Here is a 26,427-nt window from a genome sequence, read left to right on the forward strand (position 1 = left end):
TATAGCGGTATGTCCACCGGCAATGACGTTGAGGGTCCTACTGTTTTCAACATATTAATTAACAGCAATGAAAAACATACCTTCTCCGACTTTATTTCTCCTAACGGCATTTCTCTGCTTTCTTGTATTCAGCCCATCTGCAGGAAATCCTGAAAAATCTCAAACATTTGTATTTCAAATAGATGTAAGAGAGGAGATTAGCCCCGGAATTGCGAGAATGTTCTCCAAAGGACTCGCTGAAGCCCAATCCATGAAGGCGGATTTGATCCTCATCAACATGAATACTTATGGCGGATTACTGGATGCAGCCGACAGTATCCGCACCCTGGTGTTGAACAGCAAAATACCGGTGATTGTTTTTATCGACAATAATGCGGCATCGGCCGGTGCACTCATCGCCATTGCCTGCGAAAAAATTTACATGCGCAAAGGGGCCAGTATCGGCGCGGCGACAGTAGTGACACAAAATGCAGAGGCGCTCCCCGATAAATATCAAAGTTATATGCGCAGTATGATGCGTTCAACTGCAGAAGCAAGAGGAAGAGATGCCCGCATCGCCGAAGCCATGGTGGATCCTCGCATCGCCATTCCGAATGTGAATGATTCGGGAAAAGTACTAACGCTTACCAGTACCGAAGCCTTGAAGCTGAACTATTGCAATGGCATTGCGGAGAGCATTAATGAAACCTTGGAGCTGGCGGGATACGCATCTTTCAAAATAACTAAATATGAACCCAGTTTAATAGATCGTTTGATCGGATGGTTGATTCATCCTGCTATCAGCGGAGTCCTCATTTTGGTGATGCTGGGCGGACTGTATTACGAACTGCAACAACCCGGATTAGGCTTTCCGATTATTTTAGCGATAGCCGCGGCTGTTCTCTACTTTGCTCCACTCTATCTCGATGGCCTTGCCGCGAATTGGGAAATCCTGATTTCTCTGGCCGGATTAGTCCTCATTATTCTGGAACTCTTTGTCATACCCGGATTCGGAGTGGCGGGGATTAGTGGAATTGTTCTCCTCCTCTTCGGACTAACGACCAGCCTGCTACGCAATGATGGCTTTGACTTTAGTGGTGTGAGCGGATACGCGCTGACGGAGTCGTTGGCTGTGGTTGTAGTGGGAATGTCGGGTGCTTTAGGCTTGTTCATTTTCGCCAGCAAGGTGTTATCCGAGAGTCCTATGTTTAAGAAGCTGGTGTTATCCACAGAAATGACGGCTGCTGCGGGCTATACTTCCGCGATTGATCATCCGGAAATCGGGACACAGGGTATAACGGTGACGCTGTTACGTCCTTCAGGAAAAATTCGCGTGGGAGATCAGGTGTATACAGCGAGCAGTGAAAGTGGATTTATAGAGGCGAATACCACGGTAGAAATTGTAGCAATTATCGGTGGAAACATTATCGTGAAGCAATAATTAATCAATTCGTGTTTGGTCGCAAGGAATTCAAATTCGAGCGTGGAGAGTTGAATGTCGCATTTCCCGTTTTCTAATCTGGAAATATAACTTTTCTTCGTTCCAACTTTGTCGGCCAACTCTTCTTGTGTCATGTTAGCTTCTTTTCTTGCCTCTTTAAGCATCTCACTGATCACAAAATATTGTGCCTTCTCTTCGAATTTATCAGCTTTGTGTTCGGTTTCGACTTTATAAGTCACTATTTTCTTTTCTGTTTTTACTGCGAAATAATCCGCTTATGTTTTTGATTCTTTAAAGTTTCTGCGTTTTCTTTTGTTCAACACAGGGTGTTTTTTTAAGCACGGTTTAACAGAATGTTTAATTGATCTCTGACTTTTTCCGAATCAGAAATAGTCCGATAAAAGTGAGGATTCCATTCACTAACAGTAGCTCATATCCGAACTTAAAGCCATTGCACCAGACCGGCATCATGTCGGCCAACACCCAGGTGAATGCAGGAGCGATAAGGCATACAACAGGCACGAGCGACTCCTTTAATTTTGATTTCATAAGGACACCATAGGCAAATAGTCCGAGGAGAGGACCGTACGTATAGCCGGCGAGTTTGAGGATGAGGTCGATGATGGATCGGTTATCTATCCAGTGAAAGACCATCACGCAAATCAGAAATACTCCGGCGAATACCAGATGTACCTTTCTGCGAATACTTGTTTGTTGTGCTTCGTTGAGTTTCGGATTGCGCTGAATGCCGAGGATGTCGAGAGAGAAGGAAGCTGTAAGTGCCGTGATCGCCCCATCTGCAGAGGGAAATAAAGCGGAAATGAGCGCGATGATAAAGATGAGTCCCATGACAGGCGGAAAATGTTGCATGGCGAGTGTGGGAAATAAATCATCTCCCTTGAGTGCCAGTTGATGATCGTTGCTATAGAGATACAATACACCACCGAGAAAGAGGAAGAGGAAGTTGACGAAAATGAGGATGACACTGAGCGTGACCACATTTTTCTGTGAATCCTTCAGTGTGCGCACCGAAATATTTTTCTGCATCATCTCCTGATCCAGACCGGTCATGGTTAATGCGATGAAGGCTCCGCCGAGAAGATGCTTCATATAATGTCCAGGACTATTGATATCCGTAATCATCAACTTGCTATAACCGAGATCCGTCATTCTTATCCATGCTTCACCAAAGGAGAGATCGAGATTTTGCAAGACATAAATGACACAGGCAATCAATCCGCCCAGCATGAATGTAGTTTGCAGGGTGTCGGTCCAGACGATGGTTTTAACCCCGCCTTTAAAGGTATAGGCGAGAATGAGCAATAAGATGAAGATGGCAGTAACGATGAAGGGAACACCCATCTGATTCAACACCAGGTCCTGCAACACGCGAATCACCAGATACAGCCGAGCAGTTGCTCCCAGCGTTCGTGAAACGATGAAGAAGAGCGCCCCGGTTTTATAAGAACTTCTTCCAAAGCGTTCCTGCAGATAATGGTAGATAGAAGTCAGTTGCAGGCGATAGTACAAGGGAAGAAGAATATACGCCACACCCATATAGCCGATAAAATAACCGAACACCACCATCAGGTACGACATCCCTGAACCTGCTACTGTTCCCGGCACCGAAACGAAGGTCACACCCGAAAGCGAGGTGCCGATCATCCCAAAAGCCACAATATACCAGGGCGAGGACTTATTTCCCTGAAAAAAAGCCTGGTTTCCTGCACCGCGGGCTGTATACCAGGAAATCCATAGTAAAACAAGGAAATAGAGCGCAATAAGAGTGATAATCAGGATCGGAGACATAGCCATTCGTATATCTGCAAAGAAAAAATAGCGGGAAATCAAATCTTAATGCCTCCTCAATTTTTTTGAACAATCGGGGATTCGTAATTTTGTAGAAATCCATCTCTCTTGCAACTCCCATCCAAAGTCCTAGACGAAGCCATTGAAGCTTTTGCACAACTCCCCGGCATCGGTCGTAAAAGCGCGCTGCGTATGGTTTTACATCTGCTGAAAACTTCACCCGAACGGGTAGAGCAATTTGGTGATGTCCTGATCCGTTTACGAAAGGAGTTACGCTATTGCCAAAACTGTCATAACATTTCCGGCGAAGTCCTTTGCAGCATTTGCAGCGATCAGAGGCGGGATGCCTCGCTGGTTTGTGTGGTGGAAGATATCCGGGATGTGATGGCCATTGAAAATACACTTCAGTATAAGGGACATTATCATGTGCTCGGCGGACTCATCTCCCCTATGGATGGTATCGGACCTTCTCAGTTAAACATCGATAGCCTCTGCGAAAAAACAGGGCGCGGAGAAGTGGCAGAAGTGATTGCTGCGTTGAGCACTACGATGGAAGGTGATACTACATTGTTTTATCTCTACAAGAAACTAAAACCCTTCGACGTGAAGATGAGCACACTCGCCCGAGGAGTAGCCATCGGTGGTGCACTCGAATATGCAGATGAAGTCACATTGGGAAGATCCATCATCAACCGTGTTCCGTACGACAACCATCTGGTGAAATAGCATTTTCCGGGGTAAAAATCAGCGATGAAACTCAGTATCATTATTGTCAACTACAATGTCAGGTATTTCCTGCAGCAATGTCTTCAATCTGTGCGCGCGGCAATGGCGGGTATGGAAGTCGAAGTTTTTGTGGTAGATAATAATTCATCTGATGGCAGTGTGGAGATGGTGCAGAAACTTTTTCCGGAGATACATATCATCGCCAACACTGAAAATGCCGGCTTCTCAAAAGCGAACAACCAGGCCATACGAAAAGCGAAGGGAGAATATATTCTTCTTCTCAATCCCGATACCGTTGTGGAAGAAGAAACTTTCCGTAAAGTATGTGCATTTATGGATGCGCATCCGGAAGCAGGCGGACTCGGCGTACAGATGATCGATGGAAAGGGAAATTTTCTTCCGGAATCAAAACGCGGACTCCCTACTCCTGCTGTGGCCTTTTATAAAATATCCGGCCTTTCTGCCCTCTTTCCAAAATCAAAGACCTTCGGCAAATACCATCTTGGCTATCTCTCAAAAGATCAAACGCATGAGGTGGATGTGCTCAGTGGTGCTTTCATGCTCTTGCGAAAAACCACATTGGATAAAACCGGGCTCCTGGATGAAGATTATTTCATGTATGGAGAAGACATTGACCTGAGCTATTGCATCACCAAGGCGGGCTATAAAAACTATTATTACCACGACACACGCATCATTCATTATAAGGGAGAAAGCACCAAGAAGAGCAGTGTCAACTATGTCTTCGTTTTTTACAAGGCCATGGTCATTTTCGCACGCAAGCACTTTGCACCCGGAGGAGCCGCGATCTTTGCTTTCCTCATCAACATTGCTATCTGGCTCAGGGCGGGGCTTTCTATCATTAAGCGCTTCCTGGATAAACTATGGCTTCCTGTTGCCGATGGATTGCTCATCTATCTGGGCATGGTCGCCATCAAGAACTATTGGTCCATCAATGCGCAGGTGGCACAGTACCCGCCCTTCTTTATGCAGGTGGTGGTTCCCATATATATACTTGTCTGGATCGTTGCTGCTTTTCTCAGTGGTGGATATGATAAACCCATCCGCATCTCCAGAATGGTGCGAGGATTATTAACGGGAACGGTCATCATTCTGGTAGGCTATGCCTTATTACCTGAAACATTACGCTTCTCCAGAGCGCTTATCCTCTTCGGAACGGCCTGGGCCAGTTTATCGGTCACCCTAACCCGACTGGCATTGCACTTCAGCGGGCTGAGGGCATATCGGTTTGCCGACAGTATCAAGAAGAGACTGCTCATTGCAGGTGATGCAGAAGAAACGCAACGCATCCTTTCCTTAATGATGGTCAGTGGGAATAATTCCAATTTTGTCGGATATACAGCAGAGCAGGCGCATACTAACGGTAAAGAACATCCGCTCTTAACACATTATCTGGGCACGCCGGATGGTATCGCCGATATGATCTCGATGTATGAAATCAACGAAGTTATCTTTTGCGGAAAAAACCATAGTTCGGGTGACATCATCGCTCATATGCTGAAAATAGGCCGGCCGGAGGTAGAAATAAAGATTGCTCCTCCCGAAAGTTTATTCATCATTGGCAGTAACAGCATACACGAAAAGGGCGATTTGTATTTTGTAGATGTTCCTTCCATCAACAATCCGGTCAATCGCAGGAACAAGCGCATCTTTGATTTAAGTATGAGTATGGGCTTGCTGCTACTTTCCCCTCTCCTGATTTTATTGATCGACCACAAGGTTGGCTTTTTCAAAAATCTCTTCAGCGTACTTGTTGGCCAATGCAGTTGGGTGGGTCGTGATATTCATAAAGACAAAAACTTCAGTGGCCTTAAGATTGGTATTTTATCTCCATCCATGTCGGGCGGTACCAACAAAGATGATGCAGCTACAAGGGAGCGATTAAACATTCTCTACACCAAAGATTTCAGAGTCTCCAATGATTTAAAACTGGTACTTGGGAATATCAGGCATCTCGGAAAGGTATAGACTATCGGGATCGCAGATTTAAACGGAAAACATGATTTACGCAGATTTAATCCGTGAAAATCCGCAAAATCCGTTTAATCGGTGTTCCTTTTAGAATCATTTCACCACGACCAACTTTCTTTGAATACGTGCTGTACCGTTGTCGAATACGGCGAGATAGATTCCCGGTGCAAGATTTGGGAGAGCCAGTTGTTGCGTTTTTGAAGATGTATTTATAGCTTGTGAAAACACTTTCCTTCCACCTATTTCGAAGAGACTTATAAAACTTTGTATTGTGGAAACATTCTTCAGGTTAAGGTAAAGGATCTCTCCGGAAGCAAGTGGATTAGGATACAAGGTCATTTCCATTGCATTCAAAGACTCTTGCATTCCAACTGTGCCTGGCACTGCAATGGTATTAATGGTAGTATTGGTTTGCACAGGCGGATTAAAATCAAAATAGATATAAGCGGTGTTGTGAATTTGAGTGCCGATGGGGAGATTGTCATTGCGCCTCACTTTATACTGCACATAACCATGACTATCCGGTTCATTGTTGACACTATCGGGTAAATTGATATTCGGAAAATTAAATCGAACACTCTTTCCTACAATTTGCATTTGTGGCTCGTGGCTATAAGTCAAGAGTTGGAACGAACTTTCATCGATGTTTTGATCAAGTGTATCTAATAAATAAATATGCTGCGCAGAGGCATTACCTGTGTTCTGGAAACGAATAGTATAAATTAAATCGTATTGAGATGTATCCGTCCATCCTGAAGGACTTACTTGTTTATCGTTGGGATCGTAACTATTCACAACCGTAAAGCAATGCGTGTAGTAATTATTATAATAATTCACATCACCCACCAACGGATTTATTAAAACACTTATACAAACCTGTTGACCCAACTGAGCAGCAGTGTCAATTTCAATAACAGCTCTAAAATCATCAAAGACATTAACTAATCCCCAGTCTGAAATGGAATACACTAAAGAATCTAAATAAAAAGTTGGTGTTACTGTTCCGGGAATAACACTATAGAAAGTGGCCGGACCATTAATGGTAACTTTAATATCTCCATTAATCCCAGTAGCACAATTCAAATTACTAAGTTTAGATAAATTTCCTGCCACCAAATTTATTCTGGCCAAGTTACCAGGTCTTATTATTCCAGAGTCAATGAAGACTGAGTTCACACCAACATCGAAGCCAGCACCGCATGACAAAGAAAAATTATTACTATCGTAGAATAAATTAGTCAACCCCACTTGATTTTGGTAAAACGCTAAAGGAGGACAATCTACGGTATAAGGATTTAGAATCGTGTCCACCTCAACAATATAATTTCCTGTATCCGTATCAAAACTAAATAATCCACTTTGGTTTGAATAGGTTTGTTGCTCCAAGGCGCCATTCTTATACAATTTTACTTTTACCATTGGGTGCAATGGCTCAACACTATCTAAAATACAATTTGAAATACTATCAGAAAATATCGAACCTCTAATATTCCAATTCACAGGGCAATTATTAATATTAAATGGGTCACAAATCGGAAAAAAAGCAACAGAAGGAGTTGCGTTGACCATGATTAACTCATTCGGAAGACAACTTACTCCTGTACTATTCCAAATAAAGGTAATCCAATTATATTCCCTTAGTACTGGCAGACAAGATAAATTGATATTATTTCTGATATCCAACCATTTTATTGAGTCAGGGAAATTCGTTATATTGACTAATTGATTAAATTCGCAACTCAAAGTCTGAACACCATTTGGCAACAAAGGAATACTAGTAATTAGGTTAAAAGAACAATATAAATGCATCAAATTGTCAGGTAAAGTTGGTAATAAAGTAAGTAGATTATGGTGACAATGTAAATTTTGCAAAGAATCCGGAAGCAATGGTAAACTGAAAATTTGATTTTGAGAACAATTTAAATTTATTAGACCTACAGGCAATGCAGGCAAAACACTTAAACTATTCATCGCACAATTAAGATAAATCAAACGATTTGGCAATAAAGGAATTGCACTTAACAAATTTGCACTACAATTTAAATAATCCAAAGAGTCATTCAAAACAGGTAAGGCTGGTAGTTGATTTGTCTGACATTCCAAATATTTTAGCTTAGGCGGTAAATTTGGCAAGGATGTTAAAAGATTTCCTTGGCAAGATAAAAATCGTAGTGAATCTGACAAAACAGGCAAAATTGAAATCCTATTCCCAGAGCAATGCAAATAGGTCAAAGTGTTTGGTAAATTGGGCAGTGATAATAAATCATTATTAGAACAAATAAAGGTTTCTAAATTATCAGGAAGAAATGGAATTGTTGAAATATAATTGTTATTTACATCTAAATATTTTAATAGTGGAGGTAATATTGGTAATGCATTCAGCGAATCCGCCTTACACGTTAAAGATCTCAAACTATCGAAATATGCAACCCCTGTTAAATCAGAGATACCTGCATTATACATGTATAAAGAGTCTGCAGACAACAAAGCGTTGCAGGTAGTATCCAATTGATTACCGTTCATACAAGAAGAAAAACCATGAGTATTCAACCATGCTGCAAAATTCGGATCCGGAATAGTAACATACTGCGCATTCATTTTTGAAAAGCCACAACATGATAAAATTAGAATAAGCATTGCTTTTATAAAAGTTCTCATTTTGGTTAAGGATTAGTACATAAAGATAATAAACTTACTTAAAAACAATTATTATCAAATAAAATAATCATAATAAACGGTGTTTTATCGGGAACCTGACTGCCATCAGGCCGGCAGGTTCCTTCTATAATCATTTCACTACAACCAACTTTCTTTGAACACGAGATGTACTGCTATCGAACACGGCTAGATAGATTCCCGGTGCAAGATTTGGGAGAGCCAGTTGTTGCGTTTTTGAAGATGTATTTATAGCTTGTGAAAACACTTTCCGGCCACCCATTTCGAAGAGATTGATACTACCTTGTGTAGTAGAAACATTCTTCAGGTTAAGGTAAAGAATCTCTCCGTAAGTAAGTGGATTAGGATACAATGTCATTTCCATTGCACTCAAAGACTCCTGCATTCCAACTGTGCCGGACACTGCAATGGTATTAATGGTAGTATTGGTTTGCACAGGCGGATTAAAATCAAAATAGATATAAGCGGTGTTGTGAATTTGTGTGCCGATGGGGAGATTGCTTTTTCTTTTCACTCTGTATTGAATATAACCATGACTATCCGGTTCGTTGTTGACGCTATCGGGTAAATTGATATTATGAAAATTGAAAACTACATTTTTACCATTAATCTGAATTTGCGGATCGTGGCTACAAGATAAGAGTTGGAATGTTCTTTCATTAATGTGCTGAGATAAAGTATCCACAATTCTTACATGCAGTGCAGGTGCATTCCATGTGTTTTGGAAGCGAATCGTATAGGTTAAGTCCAGTTGGGACGTATCAATATCCCCTATCGGATGGACAGCCTTGTCATTGGGGTCAAAACTATTCACCACCTCGTAACAATGAATCAGGCTATTGTTTAAAGGCTGAATATCTCCTATAACAGGACTTACTTCAACATGGAAACATATCTGATCTCCTAATAATGACAAAGTGTCAATAGAAACTGTAAACATAAAATCACTGGTGAAATTCACATTTCCAAAATCAGAAATTGAATACGTTAAGGTATCGCCCGAAACATTAGGAACTAATGCACCGGAGAGCACTGAAGAAAAGATAGCAGGACCTTGTATTATCACTTTCACCGTACCGCTTATTCCGGTAGCACATTGCAAATTATAAGCACTAGCCATATCTCCGGCAGAAATGGCAATGGGAACAATGCCCCCGGACGGGGCACACCACTTATCATTCTGACTTCAGATACACCCAGGTCAATATTTTGTTTACACTGTAGTGAGAAATCTTTGTTCTCATGAAATAGAAGATTAGAATTAAGAGTGGAAGAATGAATAAAAGTATCCGGACAATTAACAGTAAATGGAATGGCGAGTGTATCCACAGAATAAGTATAAGTCCCGGTATCCACCTTAAAAAAATATTCACCCATCGAGTTGGTTAGTGTTTGCTTCACTAAACTACCATTTCTGAAAATATTTACTTTTATTTTCTCCAATAAAATTTCATTAGGGGAATAAACGCAATTAGAATCTGCATCTGAATAAACAATTCCCTTAATGTTCCAATTGACAGGACAATTGTAGTAATTGATAAAATCACAAACCGGGAGATTTAACGCACTCGGATTTGAAATAGAAATTTGAACTTTATTAGGCAAACAAATAATTCCTGTATTATTCCATGTGAAATTATCAATTGTATTTACCGGAGGAAGACAATAAAGCTGAGGGTTATTTGAAATATTTAAGTTATCAAATTTAGCCGGAAATTTTTGAATATAAGTTAGTAAATTATTTTGCGCATCCAGTCTTCTTAACTTCCATGGCAATTTGGGAAGGGAAGTTAGAAGATTGTTAGAACAATATAAAGTATTTAAAACCTTTGGCAAGTCCGGTAAAACTGAAAGCTGGTTATTTCTACAATGCAGTGTACTTAATGAAGAGGGTAGTATCGGCAAATTTGTCAATAAATTATCACTACAATATAATCTTTCTATTCCGTTAGGTAAAATAGGTAACGAATCCAAAAGATTGTATCGGCAATCGAGTGATATCAAAGATTCGGGCAATGCAGGAAGTGATGATAATAAGTTATTCAAACAATTGATATACGTTAATGTATTCGGAAACGATGGTAAAGAAGTAATGTTATTAAGAGAACAATCTAATGAGTATAATGAATCAGGTAAAACAGAAATGGAAGAAATAGAATTGACAAAATAAGCAAGCCTTTTCAATCCATTTGGTAAGGGAGGCAATGCTGATATCAAATTATTGCCGCAATTTAATGTAGTTAAAGTAAGTGGCAAATTTGCAGGCAGAGAAGTTAAATTGTTATTCATCACTTTTAAATTAAACAAATTCGGAGGCAAGTCAGGTAAAGAAGTTAAATTATTGTCCTGACAATTCAATTCCAATAAAAATTCCGGCAATCTTGGAAAAGTAGTTAAATTGTTAAAGTCACAATCAATCCTTTCCAGACTATCGAAATAAGAAATACCGGTCAAGTCAGAAATATTAAGGTTATCAAGGGATACACCCTTAGAAATTAACAAAGCACTACATGTGGTATCCAATTGATTCCCATTCATGCAAACTGACAAAGCATTCGAATTTAACCAATTTGAAAAATTTATATCCGGTATCGTTACCCATTGAGCTTTGGACGTTTGAAAAAAACATAATAATGCTAAAAAGTTCAGAAGCAGATGCTTTTTCATGATATGAAAGTATATGACGAATGTATGATTTTTTTTGAAAAGCATCTAATTTTATAATGAATATTTTTAAAGAACGGTCAAATCAATATCCCAATTAAAATTTATAAACTAACGTACACCCAAGGCTCAGTGATCTCGTCATATGCTGCGCCGAGACAAGTAAAGTCGGAAAACAGGATTTACGAAGATTTAATCAGCGAAATTCAACACAATCAACTTAACTCTCCGGCTTCATCCTCCTCCCTATTATAACAGAAATTTAAATGCATTTTCAGGGGTGACCACTTGGGTTGCTGCTTCCGGATAGGCATTGATAAAAGCTCTGGTGATTTTCCCATTCGACTTGACGCTCCATTTACATTCAAAGGCACTCAGAATACCATTTTCAGATTCAATATAGTCTACCTCCTGCTGTGCAGTGGTCCGCCAAAAGAAAGAAGATGCATTTTTTTGAGAATTATTCAAGTATTTTATGCGCTCACTAACGAACCAATTCTCCCACAGCTGACCAACATCATTTCGTAATGCCACAGATGAAAACTGGTTAATGACCGCATTTCGCAATCCGTTATCATAAAAAAAGATTTTATAACTCTTCTTCAGTTCATTTCTCTGGTTACGGTTATAAGCCGGCAACCTAAAAATAACAAAAGCCTTTTCGAGTAACTGAATGTACGACTCCACTGTTTCAGAATTCAAACCACAGAGTTGTCCTAATTCATAATTACTATAAAGCTGAGCCACCTGGAACGACAAGGCTTGCACCAGTTTCTCCAGCTTATCCGGCTTTTGAATTCGTCCCCAAATCAATATATCTTTATACAGATAACTTTCTGCCAATTCCTTTAATCGCTTTGCTTCGTCTCCCGCTGATGAAACTATTTCAGGATAATATCCAAAAATCAATCTATGTTCAAGCAATCGCTGCTCCTCTAGCAAAGAAGTGTGTTGTACCATTTCTCCGAACGAAAGTGGAAACAGATTAAACTGCCATTTACGACCGGTTAAAGGTTCATTAATTTTATTGGCAAGCTCAAAAGATGAAGAGCCTGTCGCGATCACTTTCACCTCTTTCAATTTATCTGTAATTAATTTCAAACAGACACCAATATTCTCGATCCGTTGTGCCTCATCAATAACAACCGTTTTATTACTGCCTATATACGCCTTTATCTTTGACGAAGTAGGTTGCTGTAACATTGCCCGAATATCTGATTCATCTCCATCCCACCAAACTACCGGCTTATTGAATTTCGATGACAATAATTGCAACAATGTACTCTTTCCTACCTGCCGGGGACCTAGTAATAGGATTGCCTTTTTATCATCCAGACGTTTGGCAATTTGCTTTGCTAAATGTCGATCTATCATAATTATGAATTTATCCGTAAATTTAATACTTTTTTTTCGAATTTGATCGAAATTTAAACAAAATATGACAAAAAAGTCAATTTATTCTAATTTATTATGGCTATATCCGTAAAATTTATATATTTTTTTCGATTACTTCCTGAAAATCAGTTTTCGACAATGCTCCGACTGTTAGGATTAAAATTCAGAGACCGGTCTTTCAAAACCTGGCCAGGCAACAACTGCTATTTCGAATTCATCCCCCGAAGGCGCAGGGCGGTGAGTACCTGCTTTGTCTCCGCCGGGAAATCACCTTTTAACATCCAATCGAAATAGGACGGCTCCTTTTCGAAGACGTCGGCAACTGTACGGCCTTTGTGTTTTCCAAAATTAAACACTTCTTCTTTCTTCTCATTAAAAACAATGCGTCCCGCGAGGTCTACGTTTTGTGTCATCGCTGTGAACTGGTGCAACCCCTCCACATCCTTTGCAAGGTCAGGATAACGCTCTAATTGCGCTACAAACACTTCGTAGGTAGCGATAATATCCGCCTCTGCACTGTGGGCATTCTCTATTTCCTTCTGGCAATAAAATTTATAGGCAGCAGCAAGTGTGCGTTGCTCCATCTTGTGAAAAATATTTTGCACATCTACCATGCGGCGGCCCTTCATATCAAAATGAATATCCACCCGGAGGAATTCATCCACCAGCATCGGAATATCAAACTTATTGGAATTATAGCCTGCCAGATCAGCATTGCCTATGAACGCAGAAATCTCCGGAGCCAATTGCTTAAACGTAGGTTCGTGTGCGACATCCTGATCGTAGATCCCATGCACTTTGGATGCTCCTGCGGGAATAGGTATCTCGGGATTCACTCTCTTGGTGAGCACCGGTTTTGAACCATCCGGCATTAATTTCAAAATACTGATTTCAACGATGCGGTCAGCACCTACGGTAATACCGGTCGTTTCGAGATCGAAAAAAGCCAGTGGCTTATTTAATTTTATCATGTCAAATTCGTTAATACGTAACCGTTATGGAAATTTCAGTTCTACCGACATGCGTGAAGTGCCCGGCTCAATGACTAAATCCGCTTCTGCTTTTCCGGCCTTGGCATGTTTCAATACTACCTTGTATGTACCCGGAGGCAATGCGACATCAAATCTCCCGTTCGCTTCATTCGTTTCCATGGTGGCTACTGCATCTCCACTCGATGGCGTGGTGATCACAGCGAAAGCGCCTTTGGCAGGAGTTCCTACATTAGTCACCCCTTTTCCCGCCACCCAGCACAAGGGATTTTGAACGAGCGATTTTTCCAGGGTCACTTTGTATAAATCATAATCACCAATACCGCTATCGCGAACAGCCGATAAATAAGCAGTCTTCCCATCGGCAGTGACAGCGATGTTGTAATCATCATACACCGAATTAATCGGATAGCCTAAATTCATTGGAGCGCCAAAGCCTTCACTCGGACTACTCATATAGCTCATGAAAATATCTAATCCACCCATGCTTTGATGATTGGTAGAGCTAAAGAAGAGCGTTTTTCCATCCAGCCATAAAACAGGATTATCCTCATCTCCATCCGTATTCAGAGGGCCGGTCAACTTTTCCGGCTTCCCGAAACCTGTGGATTCTGTTCGTGTACACTTGTAAATATCTTTCCCTGTTTTGCCATCCATCGCCTCAGCAGAAAAATAAAGTGTGAGTCCGTCGGGTGACATCGTAGCACCGGTTTCAAGAACTTTCGTCTGAAAATCTTTTCCCAGCAAGACCGGCTTTGCCCATGATTTCCCCTGCAAATCCGCCAGATAAATATCACCATTCGCTTCCGGACCTTCTCTGTAAATCAACATGCGATCACCATTCATATTTAAAAACATCGTCTCCTCATAAAATTCTGTATTCACAGCGATGCCCGCATTCTTCACTTTAGACCGGGACGTATCATTCTGCGTAAAAAAATAAACATCGGAAGGCGAATCACCGAAATCATCCGTCAGTCCACCTGTTGAACCTTTTCTTTTCGAACTAAAATAGATGATCGTATCGGCAGCACCCATGATCGGGCGATAGTCCGCTTGTGTTGAATTAATTGTTTTACTTAAATTTTGAAAAGTACACGCCACCGGATTCTCCACAATTTTCTTGGCATTGTAGCTCCACTCCACCCATCGGTTGAACTTCAGTTTTGCATCTACAGTCCCCCCCTTTTGTACACGAAACGCTTCATAGGTTTCGATCGCTTTGTCGTAGAGTCCGGCATAATGATACGCCTTGCCCAAATCAAACAGTACATCCTTCGGCTTATCTTTAGTATTTGCATTTGCTGCGAACTCCAGATACGGTACAGCCTTATGTTTTGCAATATTGGTCAACAGATAACACATCCCTAATTTATGATTGTACTCCGCATTGCCCGCTTCGGTGATCACGAGACGCTCATACAATTTCAACGCCATCGGATAATTCAATGCTTTAAAATAGGCTTCTGCTTCTTTGGAAGCATCTTTCAGCTCATCATTTGTAAATGGTTTGATAGCAGGTTGCTTTTTCTGAGCGATGAGGGAACCATGCACTAAGAGCAATAAAAGGATATAAATTATCTTTTTCATACACGTGTTATTACAGGTGCAAAGTACTAAAAAATCAAATCCTTCCTGTTAACAATGATGCTCTTTTATTCACAGTTTACGACCCTTCCATGAATTGTTCACAAACGGCCTGATTATAAGCGAAAACAAGGTAAATAAGGGATAGAAAAACGACATTAACACGATCTCATAAAGTGAAAAAAACTGGTTCGTCAACTTCCCCTAATTCCTCAGGAGAATCCACTCGGCAATAAACCGAAGCAGGAATACTAAACCAAAAGTAGCGATGGTGCTCTTATCTATGATGAATTGAAAAAATGCGCAAACGAAAGCTATCGCTGCTCCCATCACCAAAAGTCCGACGAAATGAATATATCCTACCGGATAATGTTTTACTTTACCATTCCAGCGTAAGCGTTGCTGAATGACATTCATTACCGATTGCATCGGCCGTGTTGAAACTACTGCATAAGGAGCAACAAGCGGAACCACTTTTCCCGGAAAAAAACTATTGAAGCTCAGCATGAGAAACGTATCATCACCGGAAGCGATATGCTGCTGCTGCCGGTAACCATCTGCTTTCAGCCATGCACTTTTACGAAAAGCCAGACTCGCCCCTGTGTTCAACAGAGGAAATCCATTTTGAAGCGACCCTGCACCGCAGGATTGCAGTACAGCAGTCTCCATCGCCTGAAATGCAGTAATCGCCCTTCCTTCGTCCTCCACTTTCACCAAACCACATACCATCATCGCATCAGCAGCAACACCCTTCGTTACCAATGCACGTATCCAGTTCTCTGTCATCTTACAATCAGCATCCCCGGTAATGATCCATTCACTTGTTGCTGCATGCACGCCTGCTGTTAGCGCAGCTTTCTTTCCCTGACGGGCAGCATCCTGTAAGCGAACTATTTTTAGTCGGGGGTCATTGAGGATGGATAATTTCTTCCACGTATCATCCTCACTATGATCATCGACGACGATCCATTCTACTTTTTCAGCAGGGAAATTCTGACTTTGCAAGGATTGGATAAAAGAAGAAATATTCTCTGATTCATTCCTAACGGGTAGCAGTACCGAAACATGTGGAAGTTCGTTATCAGACAAGTTTCCCGGCACGTTTCTGATTGCCATCTTCCATCCCCGGGAATAATAAATAAGCAACAGGGCATAACCTAAATTCAAAAGGAGGAAGACCATTGCCATGACTTTATAAAATTACTTTATTCCTGACTTTAAGAAACAACACTGATGTCGCTCCCATTATTGCAGGGAAGGCCAAATTTATACACCAGATACTAAACGTTACCAGCAGAATGGAAGATGATAAAGCCCCTGCAAAGCCAAATATAGCAAGATTCACACTGCCTCGAATCCCCAATTCTCCCAGAGCAATACTTGGAATTGCAGTAATAAGCATGAATGATAAAGCAGACAAACCGGCCATCTCAAGAACCGGTGGATGAAAGTCCAGCATTTTATAGAGTAATAATTGTTGCATTGTAAAAACAACATAACGAAAAAAGGACATAGACCATACAAACAACAAATCACCATTAGAACAGAGATCCCATACATGCACTTTTTCTTTCCATGCACTTCTGATGTTCATGGCATCAATCCACTTTACGAGACGCGGCAACTTCCACCATCCTATACTAAGTAATACGATTATCAATACAATCAGTACACGCCAGAAAAACAAGACCTGTGATTCCATCTCCAAAAATAAAGGCAGATAAAACAGCAAAGCCACCAAACCCGCCTGAAAGGTTAACAACAACTGTGATGTACTTCCCAGCAATGAAAGCAATGCCCCTTTCACTCTGTTATCAGGGTGGAGATAGATAATCCTTCCGGCAAACTCACCGGAGCGATTCGGTGTAAAAAAACTCACCGTGATTCCGTTAAAGACTGCACGCATAGCTCTGAAAAAAGAAACCACCTCTATTTTCTTGATCAGATATTTCCATTTTATTGCTTCCGTGCTCCAGTTCAAAACAGCCAGCATAAAGACCGTGATCAACCAGATGCTATGCTCCGGTTTAAAAAATAATTCGAGACTTGTCCATGTATCACCGAGCCCGACCCATTGCCGGTTGAAATGAAAATAAATAAACCAGCAGGACACTAAAAAAGCCAGAACTTTTATCAGCCACCAGAACTTAACATACCATGGTCCTTGAATCATTCAGTAGTTTTACGTGAAAATCCTGCAATAGTTTATTTTCCGTGTGAAGTAAACAGCAGGTTAACAAGCAAGCATTTCCACCTCCAACAGGGTATTTTGTTCAATTCTAATGCTGAGGCTCATACACACTTCTAGCAGCTCAATAGCAATTGACGGAATAGAATCGATTCGCTAACACACAGCAACAAAAAATGCTACAGGGCAAGATCAGGCCTGGGCGGTAGGACCCCCAAAATTCATTGGCAAGCCCACACTATCCGTTTGCTTAATCGTACCGTGTACCGCTTCATACTTCTGTACATTGTCTGCTAACGCACTTAATAAACGCTTTGCATGTTGAGGTGTCAATACAATTCTTGACTTCACTCTGGCTTTCGGTACACCGGGCATCACTTTCACAAAATCAACCACGAACTCTGCATTGGAGTGTGTAATGATGGCGAGATTGGAATATATTCCTTCAGCGATTTCTTCGGAGAGTTCTATATTGAGTTGGTTGGGGTTATTATTCTGGTTTTCCATATTGATTTTGGGTTAGAATGAAACTTATTGGGGTTACGAAATTACGAATATTCCCGGAAGCGTGAAAATAAGGATGAACGCCTTCATCCTTCTTTTCTCTGCTTCCGGGATACGAAATTACGAAATACGAATGGACGAATCCGCTAATTTACGAATGTACGAATGGGCGAATCCGCTAATTTACGAATGTACGAAACCTGCCTGCCTGCAGGCAGGTTTCGTAATAGTTGTTAAAGCAGAAACGCCCCATATTGGGGCGTTTCTGAGTACAATTTTGATAATTTTAAACTTCTTCTGCTTCTTTTTTGGAAGCCATAAGTAAGTCATATTCTTCCTGAGATCCAACGATGAGTTTTTCGTACTCGCGTAATCCGGTACCTGCGGGGATAAGATGTCCCACGATAACGTTTTCCTTGAGTCCGTTGAGGTAATCAATGCTTCCGCGAATGGCAGCTTCATTGAGTACTTTGGTGGTTTCCTGGAAGGACGCTGCAGAGATCCAGCTCTTGGTATGCAACGATGCCTGTGTAATTCCTTGTAATAACGGTGACGAAGTGGCAGGAGTAGCGTCGCGGGCTTCCACGATGCGAAGATCTTTACGCTTGAGATGCGAGTTTTCATCACGCAACTGACGAAGTGTAACAATCTGTCCGGCTTTGAACCTTGGTGAATCTCCCGGCTCTACAACAACCTTCTTATCAATGATCGAATCATTCTCCGTACTGAAATCGATTTTATTCACTGACTCTCTTTCGAGGAAGCGGGTATCACCCGGATCTTCGATGATGACTTTACGCATCATCTGACGCACGATGGTTTCAAAATGCTTATCATTGATCTTCACACCCTGCAGACGATATACCTCCTGAATTTCATTCACCAGGTATTCCTGAACTGCTGTTGGTCCTTTGATCGCAAGGATATCGCTCGGTGTAATTGCTCCATCAGAAAGCGCTTGTCCTGCACGGATAAAGTCTCCATCCTGAACAAGAATATGCTTACTCAATGGTACAAGATATTTTTTCACTTCACCATCACGCGCAGTGATAATGGTTTCACGATTACCGCGCTTCACACCACCGTAGCTCACCACACCGTCAATTTCAGAAACGACAGCAGGATTACTTGGGTTACGTGCTTCGAACAATTCCGTAACACGTGGCAGACCACCGGTGATATCACCAGTACGACCCATCTGACGAGGAATCTTAACAAGGATTTCTCCCGGCTCGATTTTATCTCCTTCACTAACTGTGATATGCGCACCTACCGGAATATTGTATGCTTTGATCGTTTCCTTACCGCTTACAATTTTAATAACCGGAATCTTCGTTTTATCTCTGCTATCAATTACTACTTTCTCCTTAAAGCCGGTTTGTTCATCGGACTCTTCTTTGAAAGTAATGCCTTCTTCAATATGTTCAAAAGCCACTTTACCTCCAAACTCAGAAATGATCACTGCATTAAATGGATCCCATTCGCAGATCATATCTCCGGTCTTTACGGTTTGTCCTTCTTTCACAAAAATATGCGAACCATAAGGAACGATACCGGAATAAAGCACAGCACGTGTATTCGAATCAATAATCCGAACCTCACCTGAACGACCGATAACGATATCTGTCTCTTCACCCTTTTTACCACTCTTGATTGTACGTACTTCTTCAAATTCTATGATACCGTTAAACCTGGCAACAAACGAAGTTTCTGTTGCACCTTTCACGGCCACACCACCGACGTGGAACGTACGGAGTGTAAGCTGTGTACCGGGCTCACCGATGGACTGCGCTGCAATAACTCCTACAGCCTCTCCCTTCTGCACCATGCGTCCGGAAGCGAGGTTTCGTCCATAACAACGTCCGCAAACACCCTTCTTGGATTCACAGGTAAGTACAGAACGAATCTCCACAATCATGATCGGTGAATTCTCAATTTTAGATGCAACATCTTCATTGATTTCTTCTCCTGATTTAACCAGCAGCTCACCGGTTTGCGGATGATAAACATGGTGAACAGATACACGACCAAGAATCCGGTCATACAATGATTCTACCACATCTTCCTGATTCTTCAATGCTGTCATCGCTAATCCGCGCAATGTTCCGCAATCCGGATCAGTGATAATTACATCCTGTGCAACGTCAACAAGACGACGTGTCAGGTAACCCGCATCTGCCGTCTTAAGAGCGGTATCGGCAAGACCTTTACGCGCTCCGTGGGTGGAGATGAAATACTCAAGGATAGAAAGACCTTCTTTAAAATTAGAAAGAATCGGATTCTCGATGATCTCCCCTCCTGTTGATCCTGATTTTTGCGGTTTCGCCATCAGTCCCCTCATTCCACCTAACTGACGAATCTGCTCTTTGGATCCACGGGCACCGGAATCAAGCATCATGTAAACAGAGTTGAAGCCCTGCTTATCATTCTTCATCTGATTCATCAAAGTATCTGTAAGACGTGAGTTGGTACGGCTCCAGATATCAATCACCTGATTGTATCGTTCGTTGTTGGTGATGAAACCCATATTGTAGTTACTCATCACCTCTTCTACTTCCTGATTGGCTTTTTCTACCAGTTTCACTTTCTCCACCGGAATAATTACATCATTCAGGTTGAAAGAAAGTCCTCCTCTGAAAGCCATGCGGAAACCAAGATCTTTAATATCATCAAGGAATCGTGCTGCTATTGCAATACCTGTTTCCTTGAGTACATTTCCGATGATTTCACGAAGAGATTTCTTCGTCAGTAATTCATTGATATATCCGGCACGTGGTGGTACCACTTCATTGAAGAGTACACGACCTACCGTTGTTTCAATCAATCTGTTTTTTAGCTCACCGTCCTCTTTAACGTTGGCTTTCACTTTAATCCATGCATGCAGATCAATGCGATCTTCATTGTAAGCGATCACCACTTCTTCCGAAGAATAGAAGGAAAGTCCTTCTCCTTTTACCTTCACCTCATCCGTAGACTTACGTCCTTTAGTGATGTAGTAAAGACCCAGTACCATGTCCTGAGAAGGAACGGTAATAGGAGCACCATTGGCAGGGTTCAGGATATTATGAGAAGCCAGCATCAACATCTGGGCTTCCAGGATCGCGGCATTTCCCAATGGAAGATGCACCGCCATCTGGTCACCGTCAAAGTCAGCGTTGAAGGCTGTACACACGAGCGGATGCAACTGAATTGCTTTTCCTTCGATCAGCTTCGGCTGAAAAGCCTGGATACCTAATCTATGCAGTGTTGGAGCACGGTTGAGCATCACAGGATGTCCTTTCAGAACATTCTCCAGAATATCCCAAACGATAGCATCCTTTCTATCAACAATTTTCTTCGCGCTCTTCACTGTCTTCACGACTCCCCTTTCAATCATTTTACGAATGATGAATGGTTTGAAAAGTTCGGCAGCCATATCTTTCGGCAGACCGCATTCGTGCAATTTCATTTCAGGACCTACGACGATGACAGAACGGGCAGAGTAATCCACACGTTTACCGAGCAGGTTCTGACGGAAACGACCTTGCTTTCCTTTCAATGAATCCGAAAGTGATTTCAAGGCACGGTTACTTTCTGTCTTCACCGCATTTACTTTACGGCTATTGTCAAAAAGGGAATCTACCGCTTCCTGCAGCATTCGCTTTTCATTCCGTAGAATTACCTCAGGAGCTTTGATCTCGATAAGGCGCTTCAAACGGTTGTTACGGATGATCACACGACGGTATAAATCATTTAAATCCGACGTTGCGAAACGTCCACCATCTAGTGGCACCAACGGACGCAATTCAGGTGGAATAACCGGAACAACTTTCACGATCATCCACTCTGGACGGTTTTCAATATGTGTATTTGCCTGACGGAAAGCCTCCACTACTTGCAGACGCTTCAACGCTTCATTTTTACGTTGCTGACTGGTCTCTGTATTCGCCTGGTGACGAAGTTTGAAACTCAACAGATCCAGTTCCAGTCTCGACAATAAATCGAAGAGCGCATCGGCACCCATCTTCGCGATAAACTTATTCGGGTCTTTATCATCAAGGTGATGATTTTCCTTCGGCAGCGTCTCCATGATGGCGAGGTACTCTTCTTCGGTGAGGAAGTCGAGATAGTTCACACCATCTTCTGATTTGATACCGGCCTGAATAACTACGTAACGCTCGTAGTAAATAATCAGATCAAGTTTCTTGGTGGGTAATCCCAACAGGTAACCGATCTTATTTGGCAATGAACGGAAGTACCAGATATGTGCTACAGGAACAGTAAGGGTAATATGACCCATACGCTCGCGACGCACTTTCTTCTCGGTAACTTCCACGCCACAACGGTCACATACGATGCCTTTGTAACGAATTCTTTTATACTTACCACAATGACACTCCCAATCCTTCACAGGACCGAAAATGCGCTCGCAGAAGAGACCATCGCGTTCCGGCTTATAAGTACGGTAGTTGATGGTTTCCGGCTTGAGCACCTCGCCACTGCTATGTTCCAGGATATTCTCAGGACTCGCAAGGCTGATGGTTATTTTTGTGAAATTGCTTTTCAGCTTTTGATCTTTTTTAGCCGCCATGTTTTTTTTATCGGTATAACGTAAACGTTAGTCGGTGATAATTAATAAGTGAATAATTCCCTGCTGTTAGTCTAAGGTAACTTTGAGACAGAGACCTTGTAATTCGTGCAGTAATACATTGAAGGATTCCGGAATTCCGGGAGTCGGCATATTGTCACCTTTAACAATCGCTTCGTATGCTTTCGCACGACCCATTACATCATCCGATTTCACTGTCAGTAATTCCTGCAGGATATTGGCTGCACCAAAGGCTTCAATGGCCCAAACCTCCATCTCACCAAAACGCTGACCTCCGAACTGTGCTTTACCACCGAGCGGTTGTTGCGTAATTAATGAATAAGGTCCTATAGAACGGGCATGCATCTTATCATCCACCATATGTCCGAGTTTCAGCATATAGATGATACCTACGGTTGCCGGCTGATGGAAGCGATCTCCTGTTCCACCATCCCATAAATACGATGATCCGAATTTCGGCAAGCCCGCCTTCGTCACATAATGATCGATTTCAGCGAGGGTTGCTCCGTCAAAAATCGGAGTAGCGAACTTCACACCCAGCTTTTCACCTGCCCAGGCCAATACAGTTTCATAAATCTGTCCGAGGTTCATCCTTGATGGTACACCCAATGGATTCAACACGATATCAACAGGAGTACCGTCATCGAGATAAGGCATATCTTCATCACGAACAATACGTGCAACAATCCCTTTATTTCCGTGACGTCCTGCCATCTTATCACCTACTTTCAGCTTACGCTTTTTAGCGATGTAAACTTTTGCAAGTTGCATGATACCGGTTGGTAATTCATCACCAATCTGTACCTGGAATTTCTTCCGCTTGTACGAAGCAATGACTTCATTCGCCTTCACGTTATAGTTCGTCAGCAGACGAGTGATTTGCTCATTCTTCTCTTTATCCGTTGTCCACTTGGTCGGATTGATGTTATTGTAATCAATATCCACCAACATCTTCTGCGTAAACTTCGATCCTTTTGGAATCACCACTTCTTTGTAGGCGTTGATGACACCTTGCGATGTTTTTCCGCTAACAAGAACAAACAACTTATCTACCAACTGCACTTTCAATTCAGCCAGGTCTTTGTCCTGTTCTGCATCAAAACGGGCAACGATATTTTTCTCTTCATCACGGCTGCGCTTATCTTTAATCGCACGTGAGAATAATTTTTTATCAATAACGACACCTTTTACTGATGGTGGTACTTTCAGCGAAGCATCCTTCACATCACCGGCTTTATCACCGAAGATGGCACGAAGCAGTTTCTCTTCAGGAGAAGGATCTGTTTCGCCTTTCGGAGTGATTTTTCCGATGAGGATATCTCCTTCACCTACTTCAGCACCTACACGGATAAGTCCATGTTCATCGAGTTCACGTGTCGCTTCTTCACTCACGTTAGGGATATCCGCAGTTAACTCTTCCAGTCCGCGTTTGGTATCACGTACTTCCAGACTGTATTCATCCACGTGAATGGAGGTGAAGATATCTTCACGCACCACACGCTCAGAAATCACGATAGCATCCTCGAAGTTGTACCCTTTCCACGGCATGAATGCCACCTTGAGGTTACGTCCGAGCGCCAGTTCTCCGCCTTGTGTTGCATATCCTTCACAGAGTACCTGATGTTGTTTCACCTTATCGCCTTTCCTTACAATCGGCTTTAAGTTGATACAGGTATTCTGATTGGTTTTCTGAAACTTGGTGAGTTTATAAATACGTACATCGTCATCAAAACTGATGAGTTTCTCGTCTTCGTTTCTGAAATTACGCACATGAATTTCATTCGCATCCACATACTCCACTACTCCGGCGTAATCAGAGTTGATCAATACACGGCTATCGCGTACCACATGTCCTTCCAGACCGGTTCCTACAATCGGAGCTTGTGGACGAAGCAATGGAACTGCCTGGCGTTGCATGTTTGATCCCATCAGGGCACGGTTCGCATCATCATGTTCAAGGAACGGAATGAGTGAAGCGGCGATAGAGGCAATCTGATTTGGAGCAACGTCAATCAGGTGTAATTCTTCCGGTTCAACGATCGGGAAATCTCCTTCGAAACGCGCTTTGATACGCCCTCCGGTAAAGTTTCCGGCTTCATCAACAGGAGCATTCGCCTGAGCAATTACTTTCGAATCTTCTTCTTCAGCAGTCAGGTAAATGATATTGTCACCACTTGTATCCACTTTACCTGTGTTCACAGGGCGATACGGTGTGGAGATAAATCCGAGGTTATTAATTTTCGCATACACACAGAGGGAAGAAATCAAACCGATATTCGGTCCTTCCGGTGTTTCGATGGTACACAATCTGCCGTAGTGGGTATAGTGAACGTCACGTACTTCAAAACCTGCACGCTCACGGGAAAGACCACCGGGTCCCAGGGCCGAAAGACGGCGCTTGTGGGTGATTTCTGCGAGCGGATTCGTCTGATCCATGAACTGGCTCAGCTGATTCGTACCGAAGAAGGAGTTAATAACACTACTTAATGTTTTCGCATTGATCAGATCAGCAGGCGTGAACACTTCATTGTCACGAACGTTCATCCGCTCACGAATGGTACGTGCCATACGGGCAAGACCAACACCAAACTGAGAATACAATTGCTCACCGACAGTACGAACACGACGATTACTCAAGTGATCGATATCATCTACAATTGTTTTCGCATTGATCAGTTCAATGAGATATTTAATGATCGCGATGATGTCTTCTTTCGTCAACACCTTCGTATCAATCGCTGTATTTAAATTCAATTTACGGTTCAGTCGGAAACGACCTACTTGTCCGAGGTCATACCGCTTATCGGAGAAAAAGAGCTTGTCGATGATACCACGCGCTGTTTCTTCATCGGGTGGCTCGGCATTTCTCAGCTGACGATAGATATGTTCTACGGCTTCCTTCTCAGAGTTTGAAGTATCTTTCTGAAGGGTGTTGTAGATGATCGCATAATCGTTGGTGTTCGCATCTTCCTTGTGCAGGATAACCGATTTTACACTCGCATCAACGATCATATCGATATGATCATCTTCCAGAATGGTTTCTCTTTCGAGGATCACTTCATTCCTTTCGATGGAAACTACTTCACCGGTATCTTCATCTACGAAGTCTTCCAGCCAGCTCTTCAAAACACGAGCGGCCAGTTTACGACCCACTACTTTTTTGAGACCGGCCTTACTTACTTTCACTTCATCCGCGAGACCAAAAAGCTCGAGGATATCTTTATCCGTTTGATAACCGATTGCACGCAGCAAGGTGGTAACGGGGAATTTCTTTTTTCTGTCGATATACGCATACATCACATTGTTGATGTCTGTCGCAAATTCGATCCATGAACCTTTGAAAGGAATCACACGTGCGGAGTACAATTTAGTACCATTGGCATGACGGCTTTGTCCGAAGAACACACCGGGTGAACGGTGAAGCTGGGAAACCACTACACGCTCTGCACCATTGATCACGAATGTACCTTTCGGTGTCATGTAGGGAATAGTACCGAGGTAAACGTCCTGCACAATTGTTTCAAAATCCTCATGTTCAGGATCTGTACAATAGAGTTTCAGTTTCGCTTTCAGCGGAACGCTGTAAGTCAAGCCACGTTCGATACATTCATCGAGGGCATAACGGGGAGGATCCACGAAATAATCGAGGAACTCCAGCACGAAATTATTTCGGGAGTCGGTGATCGGGAAATTCTCGCTGAACACCTTATAAAGCCCTTCTTCGGTGCGGTTATCAGCTGTTGTTTCCAGCTGGAAGAAATCCTTGAATGATTTCAATTGGATTTCAAGAAAATCAGGGTATTCAATCCTGTGTTTGTTTTTACTGAAATTAACTCGGTTGGTTACTGACTTCTCTGAAGAGAGACTTGTTTTCGTAGTCAAGGCGAAG

At 42.2% G+C, this 26,427-nt stretch carries 16 protein-coding genes; 3 read left to right on the forward strand and 13 right to left on the reverse strand.

What is annotated here, in order from left to right:
* Positions 1–67 precede the first annotated feature (67 nt).
* The gene (locus tag IPJ86_00625; GenBank protein ID MBK7885848.1) at positions 68–1,420 is read left to right on the forward strand and encodes a nodulation protein NfeD; all 1,353 of its coding nucleotides are present in this window, start codon (positions 68–70) and stop codon (positions 1,418–1,420) included.
* Here the strand turns inward: IPJ86_00625 and IPJ86_00630 are convergent.
* Both IPJ86_00630 and IPJ86_00635 read right to left on the reverse strand, forming a co-directional pair.
* Positions 1,321–1,584, reverse strand: a complete 264-nt coding sequence (locus tag IPJ86_00630; GenBank protein ID MBK7885849.1) for a helix-turn-helix transcriptional regulator — start codon at positions 1,582–1,584, stop codon at positions 1,321–1,323. The two genes, IPJ86_00625 and IPJ86_00630, sit on opposite strands and share 100 nt — an antisense overlap.
* Before the next feature lie 193 nt (positions 1,585–1,777).
* The gene (locus IPJ86_00635) at positions 1,778–3,229 is read right to left on the reverse strand and encodes a sodium:solute symporter (protein ID MBK7885850.1); all 1,452 of its coding nucleotides are present in this window, start codon (positions 3,227–3,229) and stop codon (positions 1,778–1,780) included.
* Positions 3,230–3,337: 108 nt separating this feature from the next.
* On the opposite strand from IPJ86_00635, the gene recR reads away from it, so the two are divergent.
* Entirely contained in the window at positions 3,338–3,955 is a 618-nt protein-coding gene (gene recR, locus IPJ86_00640; protein ID MBK7885851.1) for a recombination protein RecR, read from the forward strand.
* 24 nt (positions 3,956–3,979) lie between these two features.
* On the forward strand, positions 3,980–5,944 hold the full coding sequence (locus IPJ86_00645) for a glycosyltransferase (GenBank protein ID MBK7885852.1): 1,965 nt from the start codon (positions 3,980–3,982) through the stop codon (positions 5,942–5,944).
* A gap of 96 nt (positions 5,945–6,040) precedes the next feature.
* Here IPJ86_00645 and IPJ86_00650 read toward each other — a convergent pair whose 3' ends face one another.
* The 11 genes from IPJ86_00650 to rpoB form a co-directional block, all read right to left on the reverse strand.
* A complete protein-coding gene (locus IPJ86_00650; protein ID MBK7885853.1) occupies positions 6,041–8,605 on the reverse strand; it encodes a T9SS type A sorting domain-containing protein in 2,565 nt (854 codons plus the stop codon).
* 130 nt (positions 8,606–8,735) lie between these two features.
* Positions 8,736–9,743, reverse strand: a complete 1,008-nt coding sequence (locus IPJ86_00655; protein MBK7885854.1) for a T9SS type A sorting domain-containing protein — start codon at positions 9,741–9,743, stop codon at positions 8,736–8,738.
* Complete coding sequence (locus IPJ86_00660) at positions 9,704–11,290, reverse strand: hypothetical protein (protein MBK7885855.1); 1,587 nt, start codon at positions 11,288–11,290, stop codon at positions 9,704–9,706. The genes IPJ86_00655 and IPJ86_00660 overlap by 40 nt, the downstream gene beginning before the upstream one ends.
* A gap of 246 nt (positions 11,291–11,536) precedes the next feature.
* Entirely contained in the window at positions 11,537–12,661 is a 1,125-nt protein-coding gene (locus IPJ86_00665) for an ATP-binding protein (GenBank protein ID MBK7885856.1), read from the reverse strand.
* 224 nt (positions 12,662–12,885) lie between these two features.
* Entirely contained in the window at positions 12,886–13,653 is a 768-nt protein-coding gene (locus IPJ86_00670; protein MBK7885857.1) for a 3'-5' exonuclease, read from the reverse strand.
* A gap of 24 nt (positions 13,654–13,677) precedes the next feature.
* Complete coding sequence (locus IPJ86_00675; protein ID MBK7885858.1) at positions 13,678–15,261, reverse strand: tetratricopeptide repeat protein; 1,584 nt, start codon at positions 15,259–15,261, stop codon at positions 13,678–13,680.
* 201 nt (positions 15,262–15,462) lie between these two features.
* A complete protein-coding gene (locus IPJ86_00680) occupies positions 15,463–16,440 on the reverse strand; it encodes a glycosyltransferase (GenBank protein MBK7885859.1) in 978 nt (325 codons plus the stop codon).
* Positions 16,441–16,450: 10 nt separating this feature from the next.
* Positions 16,451–17,431 (reverse strand): flippase-like domain-containing protein, encoded by a 981-nt coding sequence (locus tag IPJ86_00685; protein MBK7885860.1) that lies wholly within the window; start codon positions 17,429–17,431, stop codon positions 16,451–16,453.
* Between the two features lie 207 nt (positions 17,432–17,638).
* A complete protein-coding gene (locus tag IPJ86_00690) occupies positions 17,639–17,953 on the reverse strand; it encodes a DUF3467 domain-containing protein (GenBank protein ID MBK7885861.1) in 315 nt (104 codons plus the stop codon).
* A 283-nt stretch (positions 17,954–18,236) separates the two neighbouring features.
* Positions 18,237–22,520 (reverse strand): DNA-directed RNA polymerase subunit beta', encoded by a 4,284-nt coding sequence (gene rpoC / locus IPJ86_00695; protein MBK7885862.1) that lies wholly within the window; start codon positions 22,518–22,520, stop codon positions 18,237–18,239.
* Positions 22,521–22,586: 66 nt separating this feature from the next.
* Positions 22,587–26,420 carry a DNA-directed RNA polymerase subunit beta gene (gene rpoB / locus IPJ86_00700; protein ID MBK7885863.1) on the reverse strand — a complete coding sequence of 1,278 codons (3,834 nt, stop codon included), beginning with the start codon at positions 26,418–26,420 and terminating at the stop codon, positions 22,587–22,589.
* Positions 26,421–26,427 lie beyond the last annotated feature (7 nt).

The organism is Bacteroidota bacterium (genome assembly GCA_016713925.1).
In the GTDB taxonomy this organism is placed as follows: domain Bacteria; phylum Bacteroidota; class Bacteroidia; order AKYH767-A; family OLB10; genus JAJTFW01.